The organism is Litorimonas sp. (assembly GCA_029936425.1).
Lineage (GTDB): Bacteria > Pseudomonadota > Alphaproteobacteria > Caulobacterales > Maricaulaceae > Litorimonas.
This window is the reverse complement of the sequence record JAPYSU010000001.1, coordinates 148,189-165,671: the sequence shown is the minus strand read 5'-3', so window position 1 is coordinate 165,671 and position 17,483 is coordinate 148,189. Positions and strand designations below refer to the sequence as shown.

Annotated in this window: 18 protein-coding genes; 12 read left to right on the top strand and 6 right to left on the bottom strand. The window is 52.0% G+C overall.

Annotated elements, in window-relative coordinates; all coding sequences use genetic code 11:
- The first annotated feature begins 16 nt into the window (after nucleotides 1–16).
- From mnmA to ACN0IC_RS00860, 4 genes are all read left to right on the top strand, one after another.
- Nucleotides 17–1,195: a tRNA 2-thiouridine(34) synthase MnmA gene (mnmA, locus tag ACN0IC_RS00875; RefSeq protein WP_416877059.1), complete on the top strand. Its 1,179-nt coding sequence runs from the start codon at nucleotides 17–19 to the stop codon at nucleotides 1,193–1,195.
- Between the two features lie 46 nt (nucleotides 1,196–1,241).
- Nucleotides 1,242–1,445, top strand: a complete 204-nt coding sequence (locus ACN0IC_RS00870) for a dodecin family protein (protein ID WP_416876857.1) — start codon at nucleotides 1,242–1,244, stop codon at nucleotides 1,443–1,445.
- A gap of 111 nt (nucleotides 1,446–1,556) precedes the next feature.
- Nucleotides 1,557–1,742 carry a cbb3-type cytochrome c oxidase subunit 3 gene (locus tag ACN0IC_RS00865; RefSeq protein WP_416876856.1) on the top strand — a complete coding sequence of 62 codons (186 nt, stop codon included), beginning with the start codon at nucleotides 1,557–1,559 and terminating at the stop codon, nucleotides 1,740–1,742.
- 88 nt (nucleotides 1,743–1,830) lie between these two features.
- Nucleotides 1,831–3,015 carry a thiolase family protein gene (locus ACN0IC_RS00860; RefSeq protein ID WP_416876855.1) on the top strand — a complete coding sequence of 395 codons (1,185 nt, stop codon included), beginning with the start codon at nucleotides 1,831–1,833 and terminating at the stop codon, nucleotides 3,013–3,015.
- A 73-nt stretch (nucleotides 3,016–3,088) separates the two neighbouring features.
- Here ACN0IC_RS00860 and ACN0IC_RS00855 read toward each other — a convergent pair whose 3' ends face one another.
- Nucleotides 3,089–3,970, bottom strand: coding sequence for a dienelactone hydrolase family protein (locus ACN0IC_RS00855; RefSeq protein ID WP_416876854.1), 882 nt, complete (start codon nucleotides 3,968–3,970; stop codon nucleotides 3,089–3,091).
- Nucleotides 3,971–4,072: 102 nt separating this feature from the next.
- Entirely contained in the window at nucleotides 4,073–5,710 is a 1,638-nt protein-coding gene (locus ACN0IC_RS00850) for a SulP family inorganic anion transporter (protein WP_416876853.1), read from the bottom strand.
- Between the two features lie 174 nt (nucleotides 5,711–5,884).
- Between ACN0IC_RS00850 and ACN0IC_RS00845 the strand changes: the two genes are divergently transcribed.
- On the top strand, nucleotides 5,885–8,077 hold the full coding sequence (locus ACN0IC_RS00845) for a M3 family metallopeptidase (RefSeq protein WP_416876852.1): 2,193 nt from the start codon (nucleotides 5,885–5,887) through the stop codon (nucleotides 8,075–8,077).
- A 76-nt stretch (nucleotides 8,078–8,153) separates the two neighbouring features.
- Here the strand turns inward: ACN0IC_RS00845 and ACN0IC_RS00840 are convergent, their stop codons facing one another.
- From ACN0IC_RS00840 to petA, 3 genes are all read right to left on the bottom strand, one after another.
- Nucleotides 8,154–9,017 carry a cytochrome c1 gene (locus tag ACN0IC_RS00840; protein ID WP_416876851.1) on the bottom strand — a complete coding sequence of 288 codons (864 nt, stop codon included), beginning with the start codon at nucleotides 9,015–9,017 and terminating at the stop codon, nucleotides 8,154–8,156.
- Between the two features lie 74 nt (nucleotides 9,018–9,091).
- Nucleotides 9,092–10,375, bottom strand: a complete 1,284-nt coding sequence (locus ACN0IC_RS00835; protein ID WP_416876850.1) for a cytochrome b — start codon at nucleotides 10,373–10,375, stop codon at nucleotides 9,092–9,094.
- Nucleotide 10,376: 1 nt separating this feature from the next.
- Entirely contained in the window at nucleotides 10,377–10,928 is a 552-nt protein-coding gene (petA, locus tag ACN0IC_RS00830) for a ubiquinol-cytochrome c reductase iron-sulfur subunit (RefSeq protein ID WP_416876849.1), read from the bottom strand.
- Between the two features lie 141 nt (nucleotides 10,929–11,069).
- Here petA and ACN0IC_RS00825 point away from each other — a divergent pair, with 141 nt between their 5' ends.
- The 7 genes from ACN0IC_RS00825 (at nucleotide 11,070) to ACN0IC_RS00795 (ending at nucleotide 16,358) form a co-directional block, all read left to right on the top strand.
- Entirely contained in the window at nucleotides 11,070–11,522 is a 453-nt protein-coding gene (locus ACN0IC_RS00825) for a tRNA (cytidine(34)-2'-O)-methyltransferase (protein WP_416876848.1), read from the top strand.
- Nucleotides 11,523–11,531: 9 nt separating this feature from the next.
- Nucleotides 11,532–12,401 (top strand): oxygen-dependent coproporphyrinogen oxidase, encoded by an 870-nt coding sequence (gene hemF / locus ACN0IC_RS00820; protein ID WP_416876847.1) that lies wholly within the window; start codon nucleotides 11,532–11,534, stop codon nucleotides 12,399–12,401.
- Nucleotide 12,402: 1 nt separating this feature from the next.
- Nucleotides 12,403–12,999, top strand: a complete 597-nt coding sequence (locus ACN0IC_RS00815) for an HAD family hydrolase (protein WP_416876846.1) — start codon at nucleotides 12,403–12,405, stop codon at nucleotides 12,997–12,999.
- 53 nt (nucleotides 13,000–13,052) lie between these two features.
- Nucleotides 13,053–13,613: a tetratricopeptide repeat protein gene (locus tag ACN0IC_RS00810; protein WP_416876845.1), complete on the top strand. Its 561-nt coding sequence runs from the start codon at nucleotides 13,053–13,055 to the stop codon at nucleotides 13,611–13,613.
- A gap of 97 nt (nucleotides 13,614–13,710) precedes the next feature.
- Nucleotides 13,711–14,232 (top strand): bifunctional 3-hydroxydecanoyl-ACP dehydratase/trans-2-decenoyl-ACP isomerase, encoded by a 522-nt coding sequence (gene fabA / locus ACN0IC_RS00805; protein WP_416876844.1) that lies wholly within the window; start codon nucleotides 13,711–13,713, stop codon nucleotides 14,230–14,232.
- Nucleotides 14,232–15,446, top strand: a complete 1,215-nt coding sequence (fabB, locus tag ACN0IC_RS00800; protein WP_416876843.1) for a beta-ketoacyl-ACP synthase I — start codon at nucleotides 14,232–14,234, stop codon at nucleotides 15,444–15,446. The genes fabA and fabB overlap by 1 nt, the downstream gene beginning before the upstream one ends.
- Before the next feature lie 114 nt (nucleotides 15,447–15,560).
- Nucleotides 15,561–16,358 (top strand): MipA/OmpV family protein, encoded by a 798-nt coding sequence (locus ACN0IC_RS00795; protein WP_416876842.1) that lies wholly within the window; start codon nucleotides 15,561–15,563, stop codon nucleotides 16,356–16,358.
- 170 nt (nucleotides 16,359–16,528) lie between these two features.
- Here ACN0IC_RS00795 and ACN0IC_RS00790 read toward each other — a convergent pair whose 3' ends face one another.
- The gene (locus tag ACN0IC_RS00790; RefSeq protein WP_416876841.1) at nucleotides 16,529–17,332 is read right to left on the bottom strand and encodes a LuxR C-terminal-related transcriptional regulator; all 804 of its coding nucleotides are present in this window, start codon (nucleotides 17,330–17,332) and stop codon (nucleotides 16,529–16,531) included.
- Between the last annotated feature and the right edge of the window lie 151 nt (nucleotides 17,333–17,483).

The following is a 17,483-nucleotide window of genomic DNA, read 5'->3' as shown; positions in this document are numbered from 1 at the left end:
AGCTGGAGTGAGTGAAATCTCTCAAGAGACGGGTCATAAAGCGTCAACACAGCCCAAACTCAACGTCAATTCGCTGGGTTTTGCCAAGGCTGAATCCGACACACGGGTCGTGGTGGCGATGAGCGGCGGCGTGGACAGCTCTGTCTGCGCGGCCATGCTTGCCCGTGAAGGCTATGACGTGATCGGAGTTACTCTCCAGCTTTACGATCACGGCGCGGCCATTCAAAAAGCCAAAGCGTGTTGCGCAGGTCAGGATATTTACGACGCGCAGCGCGTGGCGGAAATGATGGGCTTTCCGCATTACGTTCTCGATTACGAAAGCAATTTCAAAGAAAGCGTGATTGAAGACTTTGCCGATACCTATCTACAGGGGTCGACGCCCATTCCTTGCGTGCGGTGTAACCAGACCGTCAAGTTCCGTGATCTCTTGCAGGTGGCCAAAGATTTGAACGCAGACTGCATGGCAACGGGACATTATATACGCCGGATTGAAGGTCCGGACGGGCCAGAGCTTCACCGTGCCTTTGATGGCGGAAAAGATCAGAGTTACTTCCTGTTCGCGACAACGCGTGAGCAACTGGACTTTTTGCGTTTTCCGTTAGGGCATCTGGATAAAAGCGAAACCCGGCGCTTGGCGACAGAGATGGGCCTGAATGTGGCGTCAAAGCCCGACAGTCAGGACATTTGTTTTGTGCCGACCGGAAAATATACGGATGTCATCGAAAAGCTCCGCCCTCATGCGGCGACGCCGGGCGATATTGTGCACATGGACGGGCGGGTGCTGGGGCAGCATCGCGGCGTCATGTATTACACGATCGGGCAGCGGCGCGGTCTGGGCCTGGGGGACGACACCGGGACAGACCCTCTCTTTGTTATACGGATTGATGCGGATAAGGGCGAAATCATTGTCGGCCCGAGAAAAGAGCTCGAAAGGTCAAAGCTCTGGCTGACCGATATTAACTGGATTGGCAAAGGCGAATTTGGCCCGGAACTGGACGGCCTGCCCATTAAAGTCAAAGTCAGGTCGACAAGGCCGCCTACGCCGGCACATCTTCGCTTGTCCAAAGACCGCATTATTGTCGAGCTGGACGAGCCGGATATGGGTTTGTCTCCGGGTCAGGCCTGCGTTTTCTATGCCCCTGACGCCGAGGCCGCGCGCACGTTGGGCGGCGGGTGGATAACGCGCACGGAATAGTCGAGGCTTGAAGTGTTGAAGGGATAACACCAATAGGAGTCACATTATGGCTATTATGAAATCCGTCGAAATTATGAGCGAAAGCCCTAAATCTTTTGAGGACGCTATCCAGCTTGCTGTTACGCGCACCGCGAAAACAGTCAGTAATATCAAATCCGCTTATGTCCGGGATCAAACGACAACGATCAAGGATAATAAAATTGAACTCTATCGCGTCACACTTAAAATCACTTTTGAAGTCGGCGCTTAACTGACTTGCCAAGGCGGGCACAAAGTCAGCCCGTCTTGATTTTGCACCATCTTGAAATTTTTCCGGGCCGCGCTATCTTTATAATGATAGATTATAACATTGGAGCGGATCATGATTTCAGGACTTTCAGATACGGCGGCTATTCTAATCGTGGTCGCTCTAATTGCTATATTTATCGCCCTCTGGACATATAGCAGTCGGCAAAAGCGCAAGTTTGACGAGGCGCGCCGCGCGCGCAAACGCGAACTAGACGCGCTGAAGGCCAAAGCCGCCAAAAAGAATTCCCCCTCTGAGTAATAAGACTTAAGAGAACGCAATAAGATTCCTGTCTGGCCGGTTTATAACCTGCCCAGCCAATCTATTTTGAAATTTTGAGAGATATTATATGAGCCAGTCCGATCCCGTTGTTATCGTTGGAATAGCCCGCACCCCTATGGGCGCTTTTCAAGGGGCATTCTCTAATGTAGACGCGCCAACGCTCGGCGCGACGGCCATTGCTGCCGCCATGAAAGAAGCCGGTATTGACGCCAGCCATGTCGAACAAACCATAATGGGCTGCGTCCTCCCGGCGGGTCAGGGACAGGCCCCGGCCCGTCAAGCGGCTATTAAAGCCGGACTTGGCGAACACTGCGAAGCCACTACGGTCAATAAGATGTGCGGCTCTGGTATGCAAGCGGCGATCATGGCGCATGACGCTATCAAGGCAGGCTCAATTGATGTGGCGGTCGCGGGCGGTATGGAAAACATGACCATCGCGCCTTACCTCCTCCCGAAGGCGCGCGGTGGCATGCGTATGGGCGATCAAAAAGTCGTCGACTCGATGATGTTTGACGGCCTGACCGACGCTTATAAAGGCGGCGCCATGGGCGTCTTTGCCGATATGATCGCCAAGGAATATCAATTTACCCGCGAGCAACAGGATGCTTACGCCATTGAATCTGTCAGCCGGGCTCAGAAAGCTCAGGAAAGCGGCCGTTTTGATCGCGAAATCGCGTCCGTAACGGTTAAGGGCCGTAAAGGCGATACAGTTGTGGACGCCGATGAAGGCCCGAAAAATGCGCGTCCGGAAAAAATTTCGAGCCTGCGCCCTGTCTTCTCCGAAGACGGCACCGTTACAGCGGCCAATGCCAGCTCTATCAATGACGGCGCGGCGGCGATGGTCTTGATGCGCAAGTCACAAGCCGAAAAAGGCGGACATAAGATATTGGCCGAAATCGTTAGCCATGCCGCCCACGCGCACAAACCTGACTACTTCACCACGGCTCCTGTTCACGCCATGAGAAAGGCGCTGGATAAGGCCGGTTGGAAAGCTGAAGACGTCGACCTCTGGGAAATCAATGAGGCTTTTGCGGTCGTTCCCATGATTGCGATGCAGGAACTTGGCCTGGATCATGATAAGGTAAACGTAAATGGCGGCGGCTGCGTTCTGGGTCACCCGATTGGGGCGTCAGGCGCGCGCATCATGGCTACTTTGATTGCCGAGATGGAAAAACGCGACTCAAAGACCGGCGTCGCGTCGCTTTGTATTGGCGGCGGAGAAGCCACGGCGGTCTGCCTTAAACGGGACTAATCAATAAAAATCCTGCACAGTTTTCGCTGTGCAGGATGATTTCAATTCAGGTAATGTGCGTGTGAGCGTTTATCTAACTTAACGCGCGCTCAAATAATGCCAGTTTCCGCGCCCATGCTTTATCTGCTTTTGCCTCATCATAAACGGCAGAATCAGGCGGGCACCATCCATGCTGCGTGCCTTCATAAACTTCTATTTCCGCGGCCAGATTGGCGTCGGCAAAAGCGTCTTTCAAAGTTTCTTTCGCGACCGGGTCACGTTCATCATCATTTTCGGCAATCGCAATAAGGTATTGCGCGTTCATTTGCGGAATGAGCAAATGCGGACTGTCTTCCGCTTCTGTAACGAGGCCGCCGCCATGAAAGGATGCCCCGGCCCCGATCCTTTCCGGAAGTTCCGCCGCCGTGATCATTGTCATGGGGCCGCCCATACAATAGCCGGTCGTACCCATTTTCTTAGTTTTGTCGACAACAGACTGCGTGTCGAGCCATTTCACAAAAGCGCGTGCATCAATGCGGTTGGTCTCCTGAGTGAGCGCCCGGGCATAGGGCACTATCTTTTCTCTTACAGCCGGGTCCTTGAAGGTCTGCCCGACCTCGACCAGAGGCGCCTTCACCTGTCGATAATAAGGGTTCACAACCAAGGCAGCGTAGCCATCCCCGGCCAGACGTTTGGCCATCATTTTAAAGGCCGGGCGTAGGCCAACGATGTCGGGCCAGATAAGAACGGCGGCGCTTGCCTCTCCTTCGGGGTGGGCGAAATAGGCATCGGCCATACCGTCCGGTGTTTCAATCATGACGTCGGCTTCGACTGTGCCTTCTACCATCTCTCCGGGCGTGCACCCTGCAAAGGCAAGGGAAATAGCGGCTCCGCCCGCCATGAGATTAAAATCCCGGCGGTTTAGGTGCTTTTCATAAAAGCCCTGATTTTCAAGTTCGGTAATATCATCACACATCGTCTTGCCCTCACATCCCAATTATAGGAATGGAAGTTAGGCGAAGTCAGTGAGCTCTGCAATGAAAAGTCAAAACATCTTCGTGAGGTGCCGAAGCGGCCTCTAATGTCCCCCGCCAAAGACGCCTGTTTTCACATCATAATTTGTCGCCACTTGGTATTCCGGATCATCATCTGAATCTATCATAAGCTGCCCTGCTTTATTTAGCAGAGCGTGACAATCCCGAGTAAGGTGACGAAGCCGAAGTGTTTTGCCGGCGGCTTCGTATTTCCCTGCAAGGTTTTCGATTGCTTGCAGGGCGGATTGATCGACAACGCGGGATTTATCGAAATCAACAATAACGAGATCGGGATCCTCGCTCGGATTGAACAACTCGCTAAAGCCTTCAACTGACCCAAAGAAAAGGGGACCAATAATCTTGTAGACCCGCTGACCTTCGGTTTCCTCAATATCCGCGTCGATCCGGCGGGCATTATTCCAGGCATAAGTCAGCGCTGAAATAATCACGCCAACAACCACAGCGACAGCCAGATCGTGCCACACAGTTACCAATGTTACGATGATAATCACCAGCGCATCCATCACCGGGATACGGCGCATAATCGTCAAAGATTGCCAAGCAAAAGTTCCGATAACGACCATGAACATCACGCCGACCAACGCTGCCAGAGGAATTTGTTCAATGACGGAAGAGCCGAACAGGATAAACGCCAAAAGGAAAAGCGCGGCCGCGATACCCGACAGGCGAGTCCGTGCGCCGGATTTCATATTGATCATGGACTGACCGATCATGGCGCACCCGCCCATGCCGCCGAAAAACCCTGTCACCGTATTGGCGACGCCTTGCGCCAAACATTCCTGAGATGCCCCGCCGCGCTCTTCCTTGATCTCGCCGACGAGGTTTAAGGTTAGGAGACTTTCAATCAAACCAATAGCCGCCAGCACCAGCGCATAAGGAAAGATGATCTCAAGCGTTTCAAGCGTGAGCGGCACTTGCGGAATATGGAGCGGCGGCAATCCGCCTTTGATTGTGCTCAAATCGCCCACATTCGGGACCGGAATATTCAAAGCGATAACCAGAATGGAAACAATACCAATGCCTGCGAGGGGAGCTGGAATGATTTTGGTCACTTTCGGCGTCGCCCAGATCAAAGCCATGGTCAGCGCTACCAGGCCTAACATCAACCAGAGCGTAATGCCGGACATCCATGTACCGTAAAGCATATTAAAAGGACCGTGATGTTCCCCCGCCGGAGCCGGGGCCGTTTGAAACTGGGTCATCTGCGCCAGAAAGATAACGATGGCGAGCCCGTTAACAAACCCCAGCATAACGGGATGCGGAACGAGACGGATAAATTTCCCAAGCTTAAAAACACCTGCCCCGACCTGCATCAGCCCCATTAGAACCACTGTTGCAAAAAGATATTCCACACCATGTTGAGACACGAGCGAAACCATGACAACGGCCAAGGCGCCTGTTGCCCCGGAAATCATTCCGGGACGGCCGCCAATACAGGCGGTGATTAGCCCTACGATAAAAGCGGCATAGAGACCGACTAACGGCTCCACACCTGCAACGAAGGCAAAGGCCACAGCTTCGGGGACCAATGCCAGCGCCACCGTTAGGCCTGCCAGAACTTCCACCTTGATGCGGTTGGGCGTAAAGGTCAGGGGACCAGAACGGCGCCGGGCCGGAATGGTGATTTTATCGGCGAATGTCGAAAGGCTGGAGCGTATCATCACATGTCTCGATATAACTGGCTTTACTAAGTCGCGCGGCGGTTAGCCTGATTACCCTTCACAAGCAAGCATTCGGGGGGACATTAAGCAGACATTGCGCCTCGTCATGCATTTTGATGTTTTTATGTCTCCTTTGAACGACTAAGGTTTTTCAAAATTATATAAGGATATTATATGCGCTATTCCCTTCTTCTTATGTCCAGCCTGGCTGTTTTAGCCGTTACTGCCTGTTCGGAAACGTCCGAACCAGCTCCGGCAGAAAACTCTGACGCCGCTTCAAATTCTGATTCCAGCTCAGAAACCACCGCTCAGTCAGACGCAGAAGAAAACGTATTATTGGCAGAGTGGGACGGCCCATATGGCGGCGTGCCGCCTTTTGATGAGATGGATCTGCAAGACCTCAAACCCGCGCTTGAAGTGGCCATGGCAGAAAATCTTGAAGAGATAGACGCCATTGCTGAGAATCCCGAGGCTCCGACATTTGAAAATACAATTGTCGCTCTGGAGCGCGCAGGCGAAAAATGGGACCGCGTTTCTGTCATGCGGGGCATATGGGAGTCCAACCTGTCCAGTCCTGAATTCAGAGAAATACAAACGGAAATGTCTCCCGTAATTTCGGCCTTTAGATCCAAAATTACGCAAAATCCGGCGCTCTTTACTCGTATCAAAACGGTCTATGAGAGCGAAGAGGCTGAGAACTTGCGCGACGATCAGAAACGGGTTCTGAATTTGACTTATGATCGTTTCGCGCGAAACGGAGCAACGCTGAGTGAAGAAAAGAAAGCCCGTTACGCCGAGATTAACCAGGAACTGGCAACCCTTCATACCAAGTTTGCCAATAACGTCTTGGCGGACGAAGAAAGTTACGTTCTTTATCTTACAGAAGATCAGTTAGGCGGCCTGCCCCAATCCTTTATTGATGCAGCCGCAAGTGCCGCCACGGAGCGCGGAAAAGAGGGAATGTTTTCCGTCACCAATACGCGCTCTTCCATGTCTCCATTTTTGACATATTCAACGGAACGCGACTTGCGAGAGAAAGTCTGGCGGACTTATTACAATCGCGGGGACAATGCTGACGAATTTGATAACAATGCTATCATCGCCGAAATTTTGAAACTTCGTGACGAAAGGGTCGAATTACTGGGCTATGATAATTACGCGCAGTGGCGTCTGGAAAACCGGATGGCCAAAACGCCGGACCGTGCCATTGAATTGATGGAAGCGGTCTGGCCGTCTGCCATTGCCCGCGCCAAAGAAGAAGTCGCGGATATGCAGGCCCTCGCGGAATCAGAAGGCGCGGACATCACCATTCAGCCATGGGATTATCGCTTCTACGCCGAGAAAGTCCGCAAGGATAAATATGATCTCGATTCCGACGAGGTGAAACAATATCTTCAACTCGATAAGCTCCGCGAAGGTATGTTTTATGTGGCGGGTGAGTTATTTAATTATGATTTCAAGCGAGTTCCTTCTGGCATGGTGCCTGTTTTCCATCCGGACGTAAAAGTCTGGAACGTCACGGATAAAACAACAGGCGACCATGTCGGCCTTTGGTATCTGGACCCGTTTGCACGCACTGGAAAACGCTCTGGCGCCTGGGCCACGACATATCGGAGCCACACCACGTTTGATGGACCGACTACTGTTCTTGCCTCTAACAACTCCAATTTTGTCAAAGGGGCGGCGGGTAAACCTGTGCTCGTGTCATGGGATGATGCGACAACCTTTTTCCATGAGTTCGGTCATGCCTTGCACGGTCTGTCGTCAAATGTGGCTTACCCAAGATTAAATGGCGGGGTTCGCGATTACACCGAGTTTCAATCACAGCTTCTGGAGCGTTGGGTTTCAACCGACGAAGTTGTCAATAACTACCTCGTTCATCATGAAACCGGCAAGCCTATGCCGGCTGAATTACGCCAAAAGATCAAAGATGCGGCAACCTTCAATCAAGGCTTTGCAACAACGGAATATCTCGCCTCCGCCTTGGTCGATATGCGCTATCACACCACAGATCCCGAAGGTATAGATCCGGACGCGTTTGAGAAGAAAACGCTTGATGACCTCGGAATGCCATCTGAAATCGTCATGCGTCACCGCTCTCCGCATTTTGGCCATATCTTTTCAGGTGAAGGTTATTCCGCAGGTTATTACGGCTATATGTGGGCGGATGTCCTAACCTCTGACGCGGCGGAAGCCTTTAAGGAAAGCCCTGGCGGGTTTTATGATGAGGCCGTGGCGGAAAAACTCGTTGAGCACCTCTTCGCCCCACGCAATTCCGTGGATCCCGCAGAAGCCTATCGCGCATTCCGCGGACGTGACGCAGAAATTGACGCCCTCATGCGGGACCGCGGGTTTACCGACGAATAGTTGCGGCGCTATAGCTGAAAAACAAAACCCCGCCTCGATGGCGGGGTTTTTTATTGTTTCGGTTTTCCAAGCAAGCCTAGTGCTCTACATTCCGCCAGACACGTTTATAAGTCAGCCAGAGAAGAACTGAGAGGATGAGAAGGTAAAGCATCGTCATCGCGCCTGTATATTTGCGCTGCTCCATCTTTGGATCCGCAGACCAAGCCAGAAATTCCGTCACATCGGCGGCCATTTGCTCAACAGTCGCTTCCGGAGCCGGAATTTCGATTTCGTTACCTTCTTCATCCTCGGTGATGGTTGGGGCGTATTCAACCAACCCATCCACAAGTGGCGCCGCCATGGCGATTTTTCCGCCGTCCATAACCGGATTATAGTACAAACCTGGCGTCAGTTCGACATCGGCGGGTTTGGGCGTATCATAAGCGATAAGAAGATTGTAAACATAATCGGCGCCGCCATTTCGAGCGGAAACCATGACAGACAGGTCTGGCGGCAGCGCCCCGCCATTGGAGGCCCGCGCGGCAGCGTCGTTTGGATAGATAGGCGGGAAATTATCAGAAGTTGTTCCAGGACGATCCATCACGTCACCGGTTTCTGAATCAATGTCAGAAACAAGCCAATCGGTTGCAAAGTTTTTCACATATGGATTGTCGTTCGGGTTTGGATAGTCCTCGAGATAAAACGGGCCGCCCTTATCGCCCAAATGGCGGAAAGACAGATGCTTGAGTTGGTGGCAGCTGGCACACACTTCGCGGTAAACCTGATAACCACGCTGCATGGCCTCACGGTCATAAGTTCCGAACGGGCCGTTAAAGTGCCAGTGCTTATGCACCATTTTATAGTCTCCAGTGCCGCCACTGGCGGCAAAGGCTGCGCCTGTCGCGATAACGGCCAAAGTGCCGCCGGCAACACATAAAGTTTTTAGAAGTTTGGAAGCCATGATCTAGCCCGTATATTTTCTGTCTTTAAGGAGCCGCGCGCAAACCGCGCGGCCTTTGTTTCGTATCTTCGAGATTACTCTGCCGCCGCGAGGCCGCCGCCGCGAGATTGGTTCCCCAATACCGCTTTGGTGATGGAATCGGGCCTCGCTAGAGGTTTTTCAACCAAGCCTAACACAGGCAAAATTATCAAAAAGTAAGCGAAGTAATAAATCGTCGAAATCTGGGAAAGGCGATAGAAAGTTATGCCTGTGTCTCCCAGACCAATAGCAATATCATCCGGCGTTCCCGCGCCGCACCATCCGAGAATAAAGCAGAAAACGAGGAAGATGAAGAAAAAGCCTCTTGCGATCGGACGGAAGCGAAGAGATCTGACCTTCGATGTATCCAGCCACGGCAGAACGAAAAGCACGGCAATCGCGCCTATCATAAGAAGAATTCCCGCGAGTTTGTCCGGGACGGCCCGCAAAATGGCGTAGAAAGGTAGGAAATACCATTCCGGCACAATATGCGCAGGCGTTTTGAGTGAGTCGGCTTCGATATAGTTATCGGCGTGGCCGAGCGCATCTGGCTGATAAAACAGGAAGAAGGCAAAAATCATGAGGAACACCGCAACAGCAAAGGCGTCTTTGACCGTGTAAAATGGGTGGAATGACAATGTGTCAGATTTGCTTTTCTCACTAATACCGATCGGGTTGTTTTGGCCGACATGATGCAAGGCCCAAACATGGAGCCCAACCAAAGCGGCGATAACAAATGGCAAGAGATAGTGAAGCGCGAAAAAGCGGTTCAACGTTGCATTCCCGACGGCGTAGCCGCCCAGGAGCCACTGTTGGAGACTTTCGCCGACGACAGGAACAGCGCCAAAGAAGCCCGTAATCACAGTTGCGCCCCAGAAAGACATTTGCCCCCAGGGAAGTGTATACCCCAAAAAGGCCGTTGCCATCATAATGAGATAAATAACGCAGCCGATAATCCAGAGGAGTTCACGCGGGGCTTTGTACGACCCGTAATAAAGCCCTCTAAACATATGAATATAAACAGCCAAGAAGAACATGGAGGCCCCGACGGCATGCATGGGCTGTAAGAGCCAGCCAAATGGCACGTCACGGCGGATGCGCTGAACAGATTCAAACGCACCGTCAACACTCGGCACATAATGCATGGCCAGAATAATGCCGGTAATAATTTGCGTCACCAGACAAAGCGCCAGAATACCGCCAAAAGTATACCAGTAGTTCAGATTGCGCGGAGACGGAAATGTCATGAAATCCGCGCCGAGACGAATAATGGGCAGACGACGGTCTATCCACTTCGTAGCGGCATATTTGGGTTCGTAAGTAGAAGGGTGTCCTGACATATTAACCTACCTTGATCACAGTGTCGGAGACGAATGTATAGGGCGGGATGACCATATTCGTTGGCGCCGGCCCTTTGCGGATACGTCCGGACGTATCGTAATGCGACCCATGACAGGGGCAATACCAGCCATCAAAATCGCCGGCTTCGCCAACGGGAACACATCCGAAGTGAGTACAAACCCCGACCATCACCAAATAGGCGGGCATTAAATTGCCTTCTCCGTTAGGCACCAGGCGCGCCTCATCGGTTTGCGGGTCTTTCAGCGCGCTCATAGGCACGGATTCAGCCTCCGCGATTTCCTTTTCTGTTCTATGACGAACAAAAACTGGCTTGCCGCGCCAAAGGGTTTTGAGCTGTTGCCCCTCGGCGATCTTAGAAAGATCAATCTCGATAGAGCCTGCGGCGAGTGTATCAGCAGCTTTACCCATTTGCGCGACAAGAGGCCATGCAAGGGAGACTGCACCTGCAGCTGCTACGGCGCCTGTCGCGATAAAAATGAAATCGCGCTTGCCGTCATCAATGTTTTCGTCTGTTTTCACGGTATCGGACATGGTCTGTCCACTCCTGTGGTCAATTTAATGTATTTGGGCGGGTGTCTAACCTTATATATCTTGTAATGCCACAGATTATTCGCGGCAAGACGCCGCAATTCACAGATTTATTGCAGTTTTATTTCCTGTAAGAGGTTGTTTATGGCTCAAAATCTCTCTGTCACCCTGTTTCAACCCGATATTGCCGCTAATCTAGGGGCCGTTATGCGGCTCTGCGCCGGATTCGACGTGCCCCTCTCTGTTATTGAACCCTGCGGCTTTCCTTTGTCCGAGAAAGCGCTTCGGCGGGCCGCCATGGATTACACCCCTCCGGGCGGACTGCAGCGCGTAACAAGCTGGGCGGATTTCAAACCCGAGAAGCGAATCGTTCTTTTGACAACGAAAGCGGCGACCCCTCTGCTGGAGTTTCATTTCGACCCTGGTGATAGTTTGCTGTTTGGACGTGAAAGCGCTGGTGTGCCACAGGAGGTTCATGACCGCGCCGACGCCCGCGTCATTATTCCTATCGCGTCCGAAGCCCGCTCTTTCAACCTCGCTACCAGCGTCGCCGTGACGCTCTATGAAGCCTTGCGGCAAACAGGCAGCTTGCCGTAAAGGGCCGCTATGACTGATTTTGAGTCCCAAAAAACCCGCGCCGCGGATTGGTTTAAATCCCTACGCAATGATATCTGCGCGGAGTTTGAAACGCTGGAGCGCGAAGCGCCTTCTGATCTCTACCCCGGAGAGCCCGGCAAATTTGTTTACGAGGATTGGCAGCGCAAAGTTGAAAATGGCGGCGGCGGGACAGGCGGAATGCTTCGGGGCCGATTATTCGAAAAATGCGGCGTCCATATTTCTGTGGTTCAAGGCGAGTTTACGCCCGAAATGGCCGCCCGCACTCCGGGCGCAGACAAAGACCCTCGCTTCTGGGCGGCGGGCATTTCGCTCATCGCGCATATGAGAAATCCGCATGTCTCGGCCGTTCATATGAACACGAGATATATTGTCACGACCGAAGACTGGTTTGGCGGGGGCGGAGATCTTACGCCGACTCAGGCTAGAGACAGGCGTCCCGACGCGCCGGATGCACTGGCTTTTCACGCCGGAATGAAAGCGGCCTGCGACGCGCATGAAGTTGCCGATTATCAGCGTTATAAAAAGTGGTGCGACGAGTATTTCCACCTGCATCACCGAGACGAGCCGCGCGGGACAGGCGGCATTTTCTATGACCGACATAATAGCGGTGATTTCGAAGCCGATTTTGCTTTCACGCAGGATGTTGGGCGGCATTTCCTGAAAACTTACGCTGCGATAGTGCGCCGCCGAATGGCTGAGCCTTGGACCGAGGCAGACCGGGAAGAACAACTCATTACGCGGGGCCGCTATGTCGAGTTCAACCTCCTCTGGGATCGGGGCACGACCTTTGGTTTGAAAACCGGCGGTAATGTGAAGACAATTCTCAGCTCCATGCCGCCCGTGGTGAAGTGGCCTTGAAATGAATAAAGATGTCCTTCTTTTTGACCTTGGCGGCGTGATTGTGCCTTGGGTTGGCATTGAAAGCCTCATGGAGCGGAAGGGCGTGAGCCGCGGGACAATTGTGGAAATGTTTGCACAATCCGAAACCTTCAACGCTTATGAAGCGGGCCAGTGCGATGACCTGACCTTTTCACGCGAAATGGTCGAGCTTTTCGATATGGATATGCCGCCCGAAGCATTTGGCGCGCTCTGGAATAGTTGGGTTCATCCGCCTTTTCCGAACACGCTGGAAACGCTCAAAACCCTCAGGCAAGATTACACCCTAGCCTGCCTGTCCAATACGAATGCCCTGCATTGGGCGCATCTGAACGAAATTGTCCAATTAGACGAGATTTTCGATTATTGCTTCGCGTCTCACATTATAGACGTCGCCAAACCCGCGCCGCGTAGCTTCCAAATTCCGCTAGAGAAGATGGACGTCTCGGCAAGTGACGTCGTCTATTTCGATGACACCACACTAAATGTCGAAGCCGCTCGCGAGCAAGGTATTGAGACTTACCATGTTGACCGGCGCAATGGGGTTTTGCCGGTTCTGAAAGCCCTGAAGCTCATATAACTTCTTACAGCCTTTTGATTTCTTTATCATCGAGTTCATGCTACAATTGTTAAATGATAAGAGTTTTTATTACTCTATTTTTTCTGAGCTTGTCGGTTGCGGCCAATGCACAAATTCTGGTTGTTGGCTCTGGCGATGCAGAAAATTGTTATAAACTGACACGAGACGGAAATCCCGGCACATCCAAGGCTATAGAGACTTGCCGGTCGGCCTTGAAAATGGGACTTTTACAAAGAGACCAAGCCGCAACACATGTAAACACCGGCATTCTGTATATGCGAAATGGTGATTACGAAGAAAGCCGAGGTCATTACAAAAGCGCGATAAACCTGTCCCCCGAACTCCCGGAAGCCTATATTAATTACGGCGCGGCTCTGATCTTTATGTATGAGACAGATGACGCCATAGAAGCTTTATCAAAAGCCATCGCCTTGGATCAAACTGAAACAGCTGGAAAGCTCCCGGAAGCCCTCTTTAATCGGTCTATCGCCTATAACAAAAATGAGAATTATAAAGCTGCCTACCTGGATTTGCGTCGGGCTCTTGAACTCCGTCCCGACTGGGCTCCTGCCCTCGCCGCTATAAAGCGTTACAATGTTAAAAAACCGTCTTGATCTGCAGGCTCCGAGAGAACAAAGCGGCTTTCCTCTTGAGTTTGAGACAAGGCCCTTTATCAAGGGTCTTTATTCGATTTACGAGCTATGATTTTTTATGAACCTTATAAAGCCCTCCTATAATTATGATGAACTGATCATCAGTGGTGAAAAAAGCCTGTTTGGACAGGGCAATGCCAAATTGCCGCTGCCCCCCATGCTCATGCTCGACAGAATCACGCATATTGATGACAAAAGCGGAGAGTTCGGCAAAGGCCATATCGTGGCAGAATTGGATGTAAATCCTGATCTTTGGTTTTTTGACTGCCACTTTCGGGGCGATCCGGTCATGCCGGGCTGTCTGGGACTGGACGCCATGTGGCAACTCGTGGGCTTCTGGCTCGGATGGACCGGCTCTCCGGGGCGCGGCCGCGCGCTTGGCGTCGGAGAAGTGAAATTTACCGGACAAGTCACGCCTGATGTTAAAAAAGTCCGGTATGAAATTGACCTGAAACGCGTTATACGCCGAAAACTCGTCCTCGGAATCGCGGAAGGCCGCATGTTCGCCGACGACGTGGAAATATATAAAGCCAGTGATCTTCGGGTCGGCTTATTTGTACCTCAAGAAGGAGAAGCTTGATGCGTCGTGTGGTTGTCACCGGATTAGGAATTGTCTCCTGCATCGGCAATGATGCAGACAGTGTTGCCGAAAGCCTGAAAAACGGAAAATGCGGCATTACAAAAGACGAGAAAATGGCGGAGCTTGGCTTTCGCAGTCAAATTTCCGGACGTCCGGACTTGGATCCCAAAGACCATGTTAATAAACGTTCTATGCGGTTTATGGCGGACGCCGCCGGGTGGAGCGCTGTCGCGATGGATCAGGCCATTGCCGATGCCGGATTGGAAGACTCCACCATATCCAATGAGCGCACAGGTATTATCGCCGGATCCGGCGGGCCTTCCGCCATCGAAATCGTCCGGGCCGCGGATATCACCCGTAAGAATAACTCCCCTAAACGGATAGGTCCCTTTGCTGTGCCGAAGGCCATGTCATCCACAGTATCTGCGACACTCGCGACGCATTTCAAAATCCTCGGCGTAAACTATTCCATTACATCTGCCTGCACGACTTCGCTGCACTGTATCGGCGCGGCCGCAGAGCAAATTCAATGGGGCAAACAAGACGTCATGTTTGCCGGCGGCGGCGAAGAAATCGAATGGGCGATGAGCTCGCTTTTCGACGCAATGGGCGCCATGAGCAGTAAATATAATGACACGCCAGAGCTGGCTTCCCGCGCCTTTGACAAAGACCGCGACGGGTTCGTTATTGCCGGCGGCGCAGGCATGTTGGTCCTCGAAGAATATGAACATGCTAAAGCGCGCGGCGCGAAGATTTACGCCGAAATTACGGGCTACGCCGCCACCTCTGACGGTTACGACATGGTCGCGCCAAGCGGTGAAGGCGCAGAACGTGCCATGCGTATGGCGCTCAAAGATGCCGGGCTTGAAACGGTCAATTACATCAATCCTCACGCCACTTCGACGCCAGTCGGCGATATTGCAGAAAGCGCCGCGATTAACCGCGTGTTTGGAGATAAAGGCCCCTATGTGTCCGCGACGAAATGCCTGACCGGACACAGCCTGGGCGCGGCCGGCGTACAAGAAGCCATTTATACCCTATTAATGATGGAACGGGGTTTTGTCGCGCCGAGCATCAATATTTTCGATCTCGACCCGGAAGTGGCAAGGATTAATATCGCGCAGGAAATGGTCGAAACTGAAATTGAAACCGCTATGTCGAACAGTTTCGGGTTTGGCGGTACAAATGGCAGCGTGATTTTTTCAAAACTCTAAAAATGTTTTAAAAATAGGCCGTTCAATCATGTTTGAATGGCCTGTCACTTTTTTATGATGGCACGAATTCTATCCTGCCGCGTATGACCTTCACATATATATGAAGGATCTATCATGAAATTTCTGTCCCTGTTTTTGGGTACATCGGCACTCTGGAGCGCCGCTACATTCGCCGAAGCACAAACCAGCATTTTTGAAATTCCTCCGGAGCAAGCTGAAAGCTTTGCTGATGTTGGGGTCGCAGGTGTTTCGCGCGAGACTTATGTCGGGAGCGAAAAATCTGACTTCATTGTTTTGCCTTATGTAAATGCCAGCTATGAAGGTCGCTTTTTCATCAACCCCGCAGTTGGCGCCGGGGCCTATGCCATCAATAACAGCAAATTCCGCTTAGGCGCGTCTACGAATCTGGCTCTGGGACGGGAGGGTCAGGACACGCCTTTTGCCGGAACGTCCTACGCGGAAGAATTTAAGGTCGACACGAGCGTGACAGGTAATGTTTTTGCACGGGCCTATTTGCCCTTCGCGGCGCTGGATGTTGTGGGCACAGTCCCGATTGGCGGGGACCTTAACGGCGCGCGATTGGACACTCTACTTACGACCGAAATTTATCCTATCGAGAATTTGCGCCTAACGCCCGGCGTTCGCGCGACATTTAATACAGGCGGCTGGCTCGACACGAATTACGGAATTAATACCCGTCAGGCCGCCGCGTCGGGTCTCACGCCGATAAGCTATGATGACGGACTTTCCACGCTCGGCGCACATGTCGCGGGATATTACAAATTAAGTGATGATTACGAAATTGTGGGCTTAATCAATCACAGCTGGCTTGTGGGAGATATCAAGGACAGCCCCTTGACCCCGCAAAATACCGGGCTGACCGTTGCGCTTGGTGTGGCTCGCAAATTTTAGAGCCACTTATCCGAATAGTGTAGTGAGGCCCCCACGCCCGATACCGGACTCCCTCTCCAGCTTGGGGCACAGGGCTGAGAGAGTCGGCTGGAACGCCACTACATCCCTACTATCGAGCCTGTATCTTAAATTCCTACCCTACATTTATAGGACATCGGAATATTTAAACCTCAAGGTAAGATTAGGCCGAGCCGGATAGCCCGCGTTACCGTGTGGGTCCGGTTCGATGTTGCCATACGGCGAGATAAATCTTTTAAATAGTCCCGGACGGAATATTCTGAAATTTGGAGAATTGTTCCGATTTCCCAATTCGTTTTACCTTGTGCGACCAATGACAATACTTCGCGCTCTCTTTGACTCAATGTCAGCTTGGGCATCGCTTCAGGCATTTCGGTCAAACGGTACATCACGTCAAAAACCTGGCGAACAAGCGTTTCAAGGCTGACCATATCTTGAAGTGATAAGTCAAAATCTGTTTTTCGGCCCATCGACATGAGTCCCGGCGCGGTTCGGTCTTTCACAATCGGAAAACATATACCGTAATGGAGCCCGGCAGCTTTCGTCCCTTCGACATGTTTTTTCTGTTCCTCGGTCAGATTCTGCCATGCTTCGCGCCAGCGAAACGGAACGGAGACACGAAAACCATGCAGCACTAAGGGGCTTTTGGTAATCAAATCCCCTGTGCTAACCAGCTTGTTAATCCAGTCATCCGCCCCTTTGGAGAGGTGAAACTGCCTTGGCACATTCTGGGGAGCTTGTGCGCCCGGACGCGGCGGCAATAGACGCCCCATTGAAATGAAGTCAAAACCATAGGGCTCGACCGCGCCGCAATATTGATCGAACGCCTCTTGCGGCGTTTGAGCCTTGTCGATCTTCCCCATCCATCGGACAAGTTCAGACGGGTTCAGCAACGGCTTATCTGTCAGATCTACCGATGAGTCTGATCTGGGCCTATACCGTACTGTTTGTCCCATGGATCCTCGCCTGAATCACGAAATTAAAATCGATATTCTTTGTCAGGTTGTATGACGCTCTGTTCAAATACAACACTTAATTTAATCATGAGTTACTGATATTTACGTCGAACGCCATTCGAAAGATTTCACTATGGCGGAATCGCGTTGA

What these genes read in the sequence shown, in the direction of transcription:
- ACN0IC_RS00870 (WP_416876857.1), top strand. Translation starts at nt 1,242, where the DNA reads ATGGCTATTATGAAATCCGTCGAAATTATGAGCGAAAGCCCTAAATCT.
- ACN0IC_RS00865 (WP_416876856.1), top strand. Translation starts at nt 1,557, where the DNA reads ATGATTTCAGGACTTTCAGATACGGCGGCTATTCTAATCGTGGTCGCT.
- ACN0IC_RS00860 (WP_416876855.1), top strand. Translation starts at nt 1,831, where the DNA reads ATGAGCCAGTCCGATCCCGTTGTTATCGTTGGAATAGCCCGCACCCCT.
- ACN0IC_RS00855 (WP_416876854.1), bottom strand. Translation starts at nt 3,970, where the DNA reads ATGTGTGATGATATTACCGAACTTGAAAATCAGGGCTTTTATGAAAAG.
- ACN0IC_RS00850 (WP_416876853.1), bottom strand. Translation starts at nt 5,710, where the DNA reads ATGATACGCTCCAGCCTTTCGACATTCGCCGATAAAATCACCATTCCG.
- ACN0IC_RS00845 (WP_416876852.1), top strand. Translation starts at nt 5,885, where the DNA reads ATGCGCTATTCCCTTCTTCTTATGTCCAGCCTGGCTGTTTTAGCCGTT.
- ACN0IC_RS00840 (WP_416876851.1), bottom strand. Translation starts at nt 9,017, where the DNA reads ATGGCTTCCAAACTTCTAAAAACTTTATGTGTTGCCGGCGGCACTTTG.
- ACN0IC_RS00835 (WP_416876850.1), bottom strand. Translation starts at nt 10,375, where the DNA reads ATGTCAGGACACCCTTCTACTTACGAACCCAAATATGCCGCTACGAAG.
- petA (WP_416876849.1), bottom strand. Translation starts at nt 10,928, where the DNA reads ATGTCCGATACCGTGAAAACAGACGAAAACATTGATGACGGCAAGCGC.
- ACN0IC_RS00825 (WP_416876848.1), top strand. Translation starts at nt 11,070, where the DNA reads ATGGCTCAAAATCTCTCTGTCACCCTGTTTCAACCCGATATTGCCGCT.
- hemF (WP_416876847.1), top strand. Translation starts at nt 11,532, where the DNA reads ATGACTGATTTTGAGTCCCAAAAAACCCGCGCCGCGGATTGGTTTAAA.
- ACN0IC_RS00815 (WP_416876846.1), top strand. Translation starts at nt 12,403, where the DNA reads ATGAATAAAGATGTCCTTCTTTTTGACCTTGGCGGCGTGATTGTGCCT.
- ACN0IC_RS00810 (WP_416876845.1), top strand. Translation starts at nt 13,053, where the DNA reads ATGATAAGAGTTTTTATTACTCTATTTTTTCTGAGCTTGTCGGTTGCG.
- fabA (WP_416876844.1), top strand. Translation starts at nt 13,711, where the DNA reads ATGAACCTTATAAAGCCCTCCTATAATTATGATGAACTGATCATCAGT.
- fabB (WP_416876843.1), top strand. Translation starts at nt 14,232, where the DNA reads ATGCGTCGTGTGGTTGTCACCGGATTAGGAATTGTCTCCTGCATCGGC.
- ACN0IC_RS00795 (WP_416876842.1), top strand. Translation starts at nt 15,561, where the DNA reads ATGAAATTTCTGTCCCTGTTTTTGGGTACATCGGCACTCTGGAGCGCC.
- ACN0IC_RS00790 (WP_416876841.1), bottom strand. Translation starts at nt 17,332, where the DNA reads ATGGGACAAACAGTACGGTATAGGCCCAGATCAGACTCATCGGTAGAT.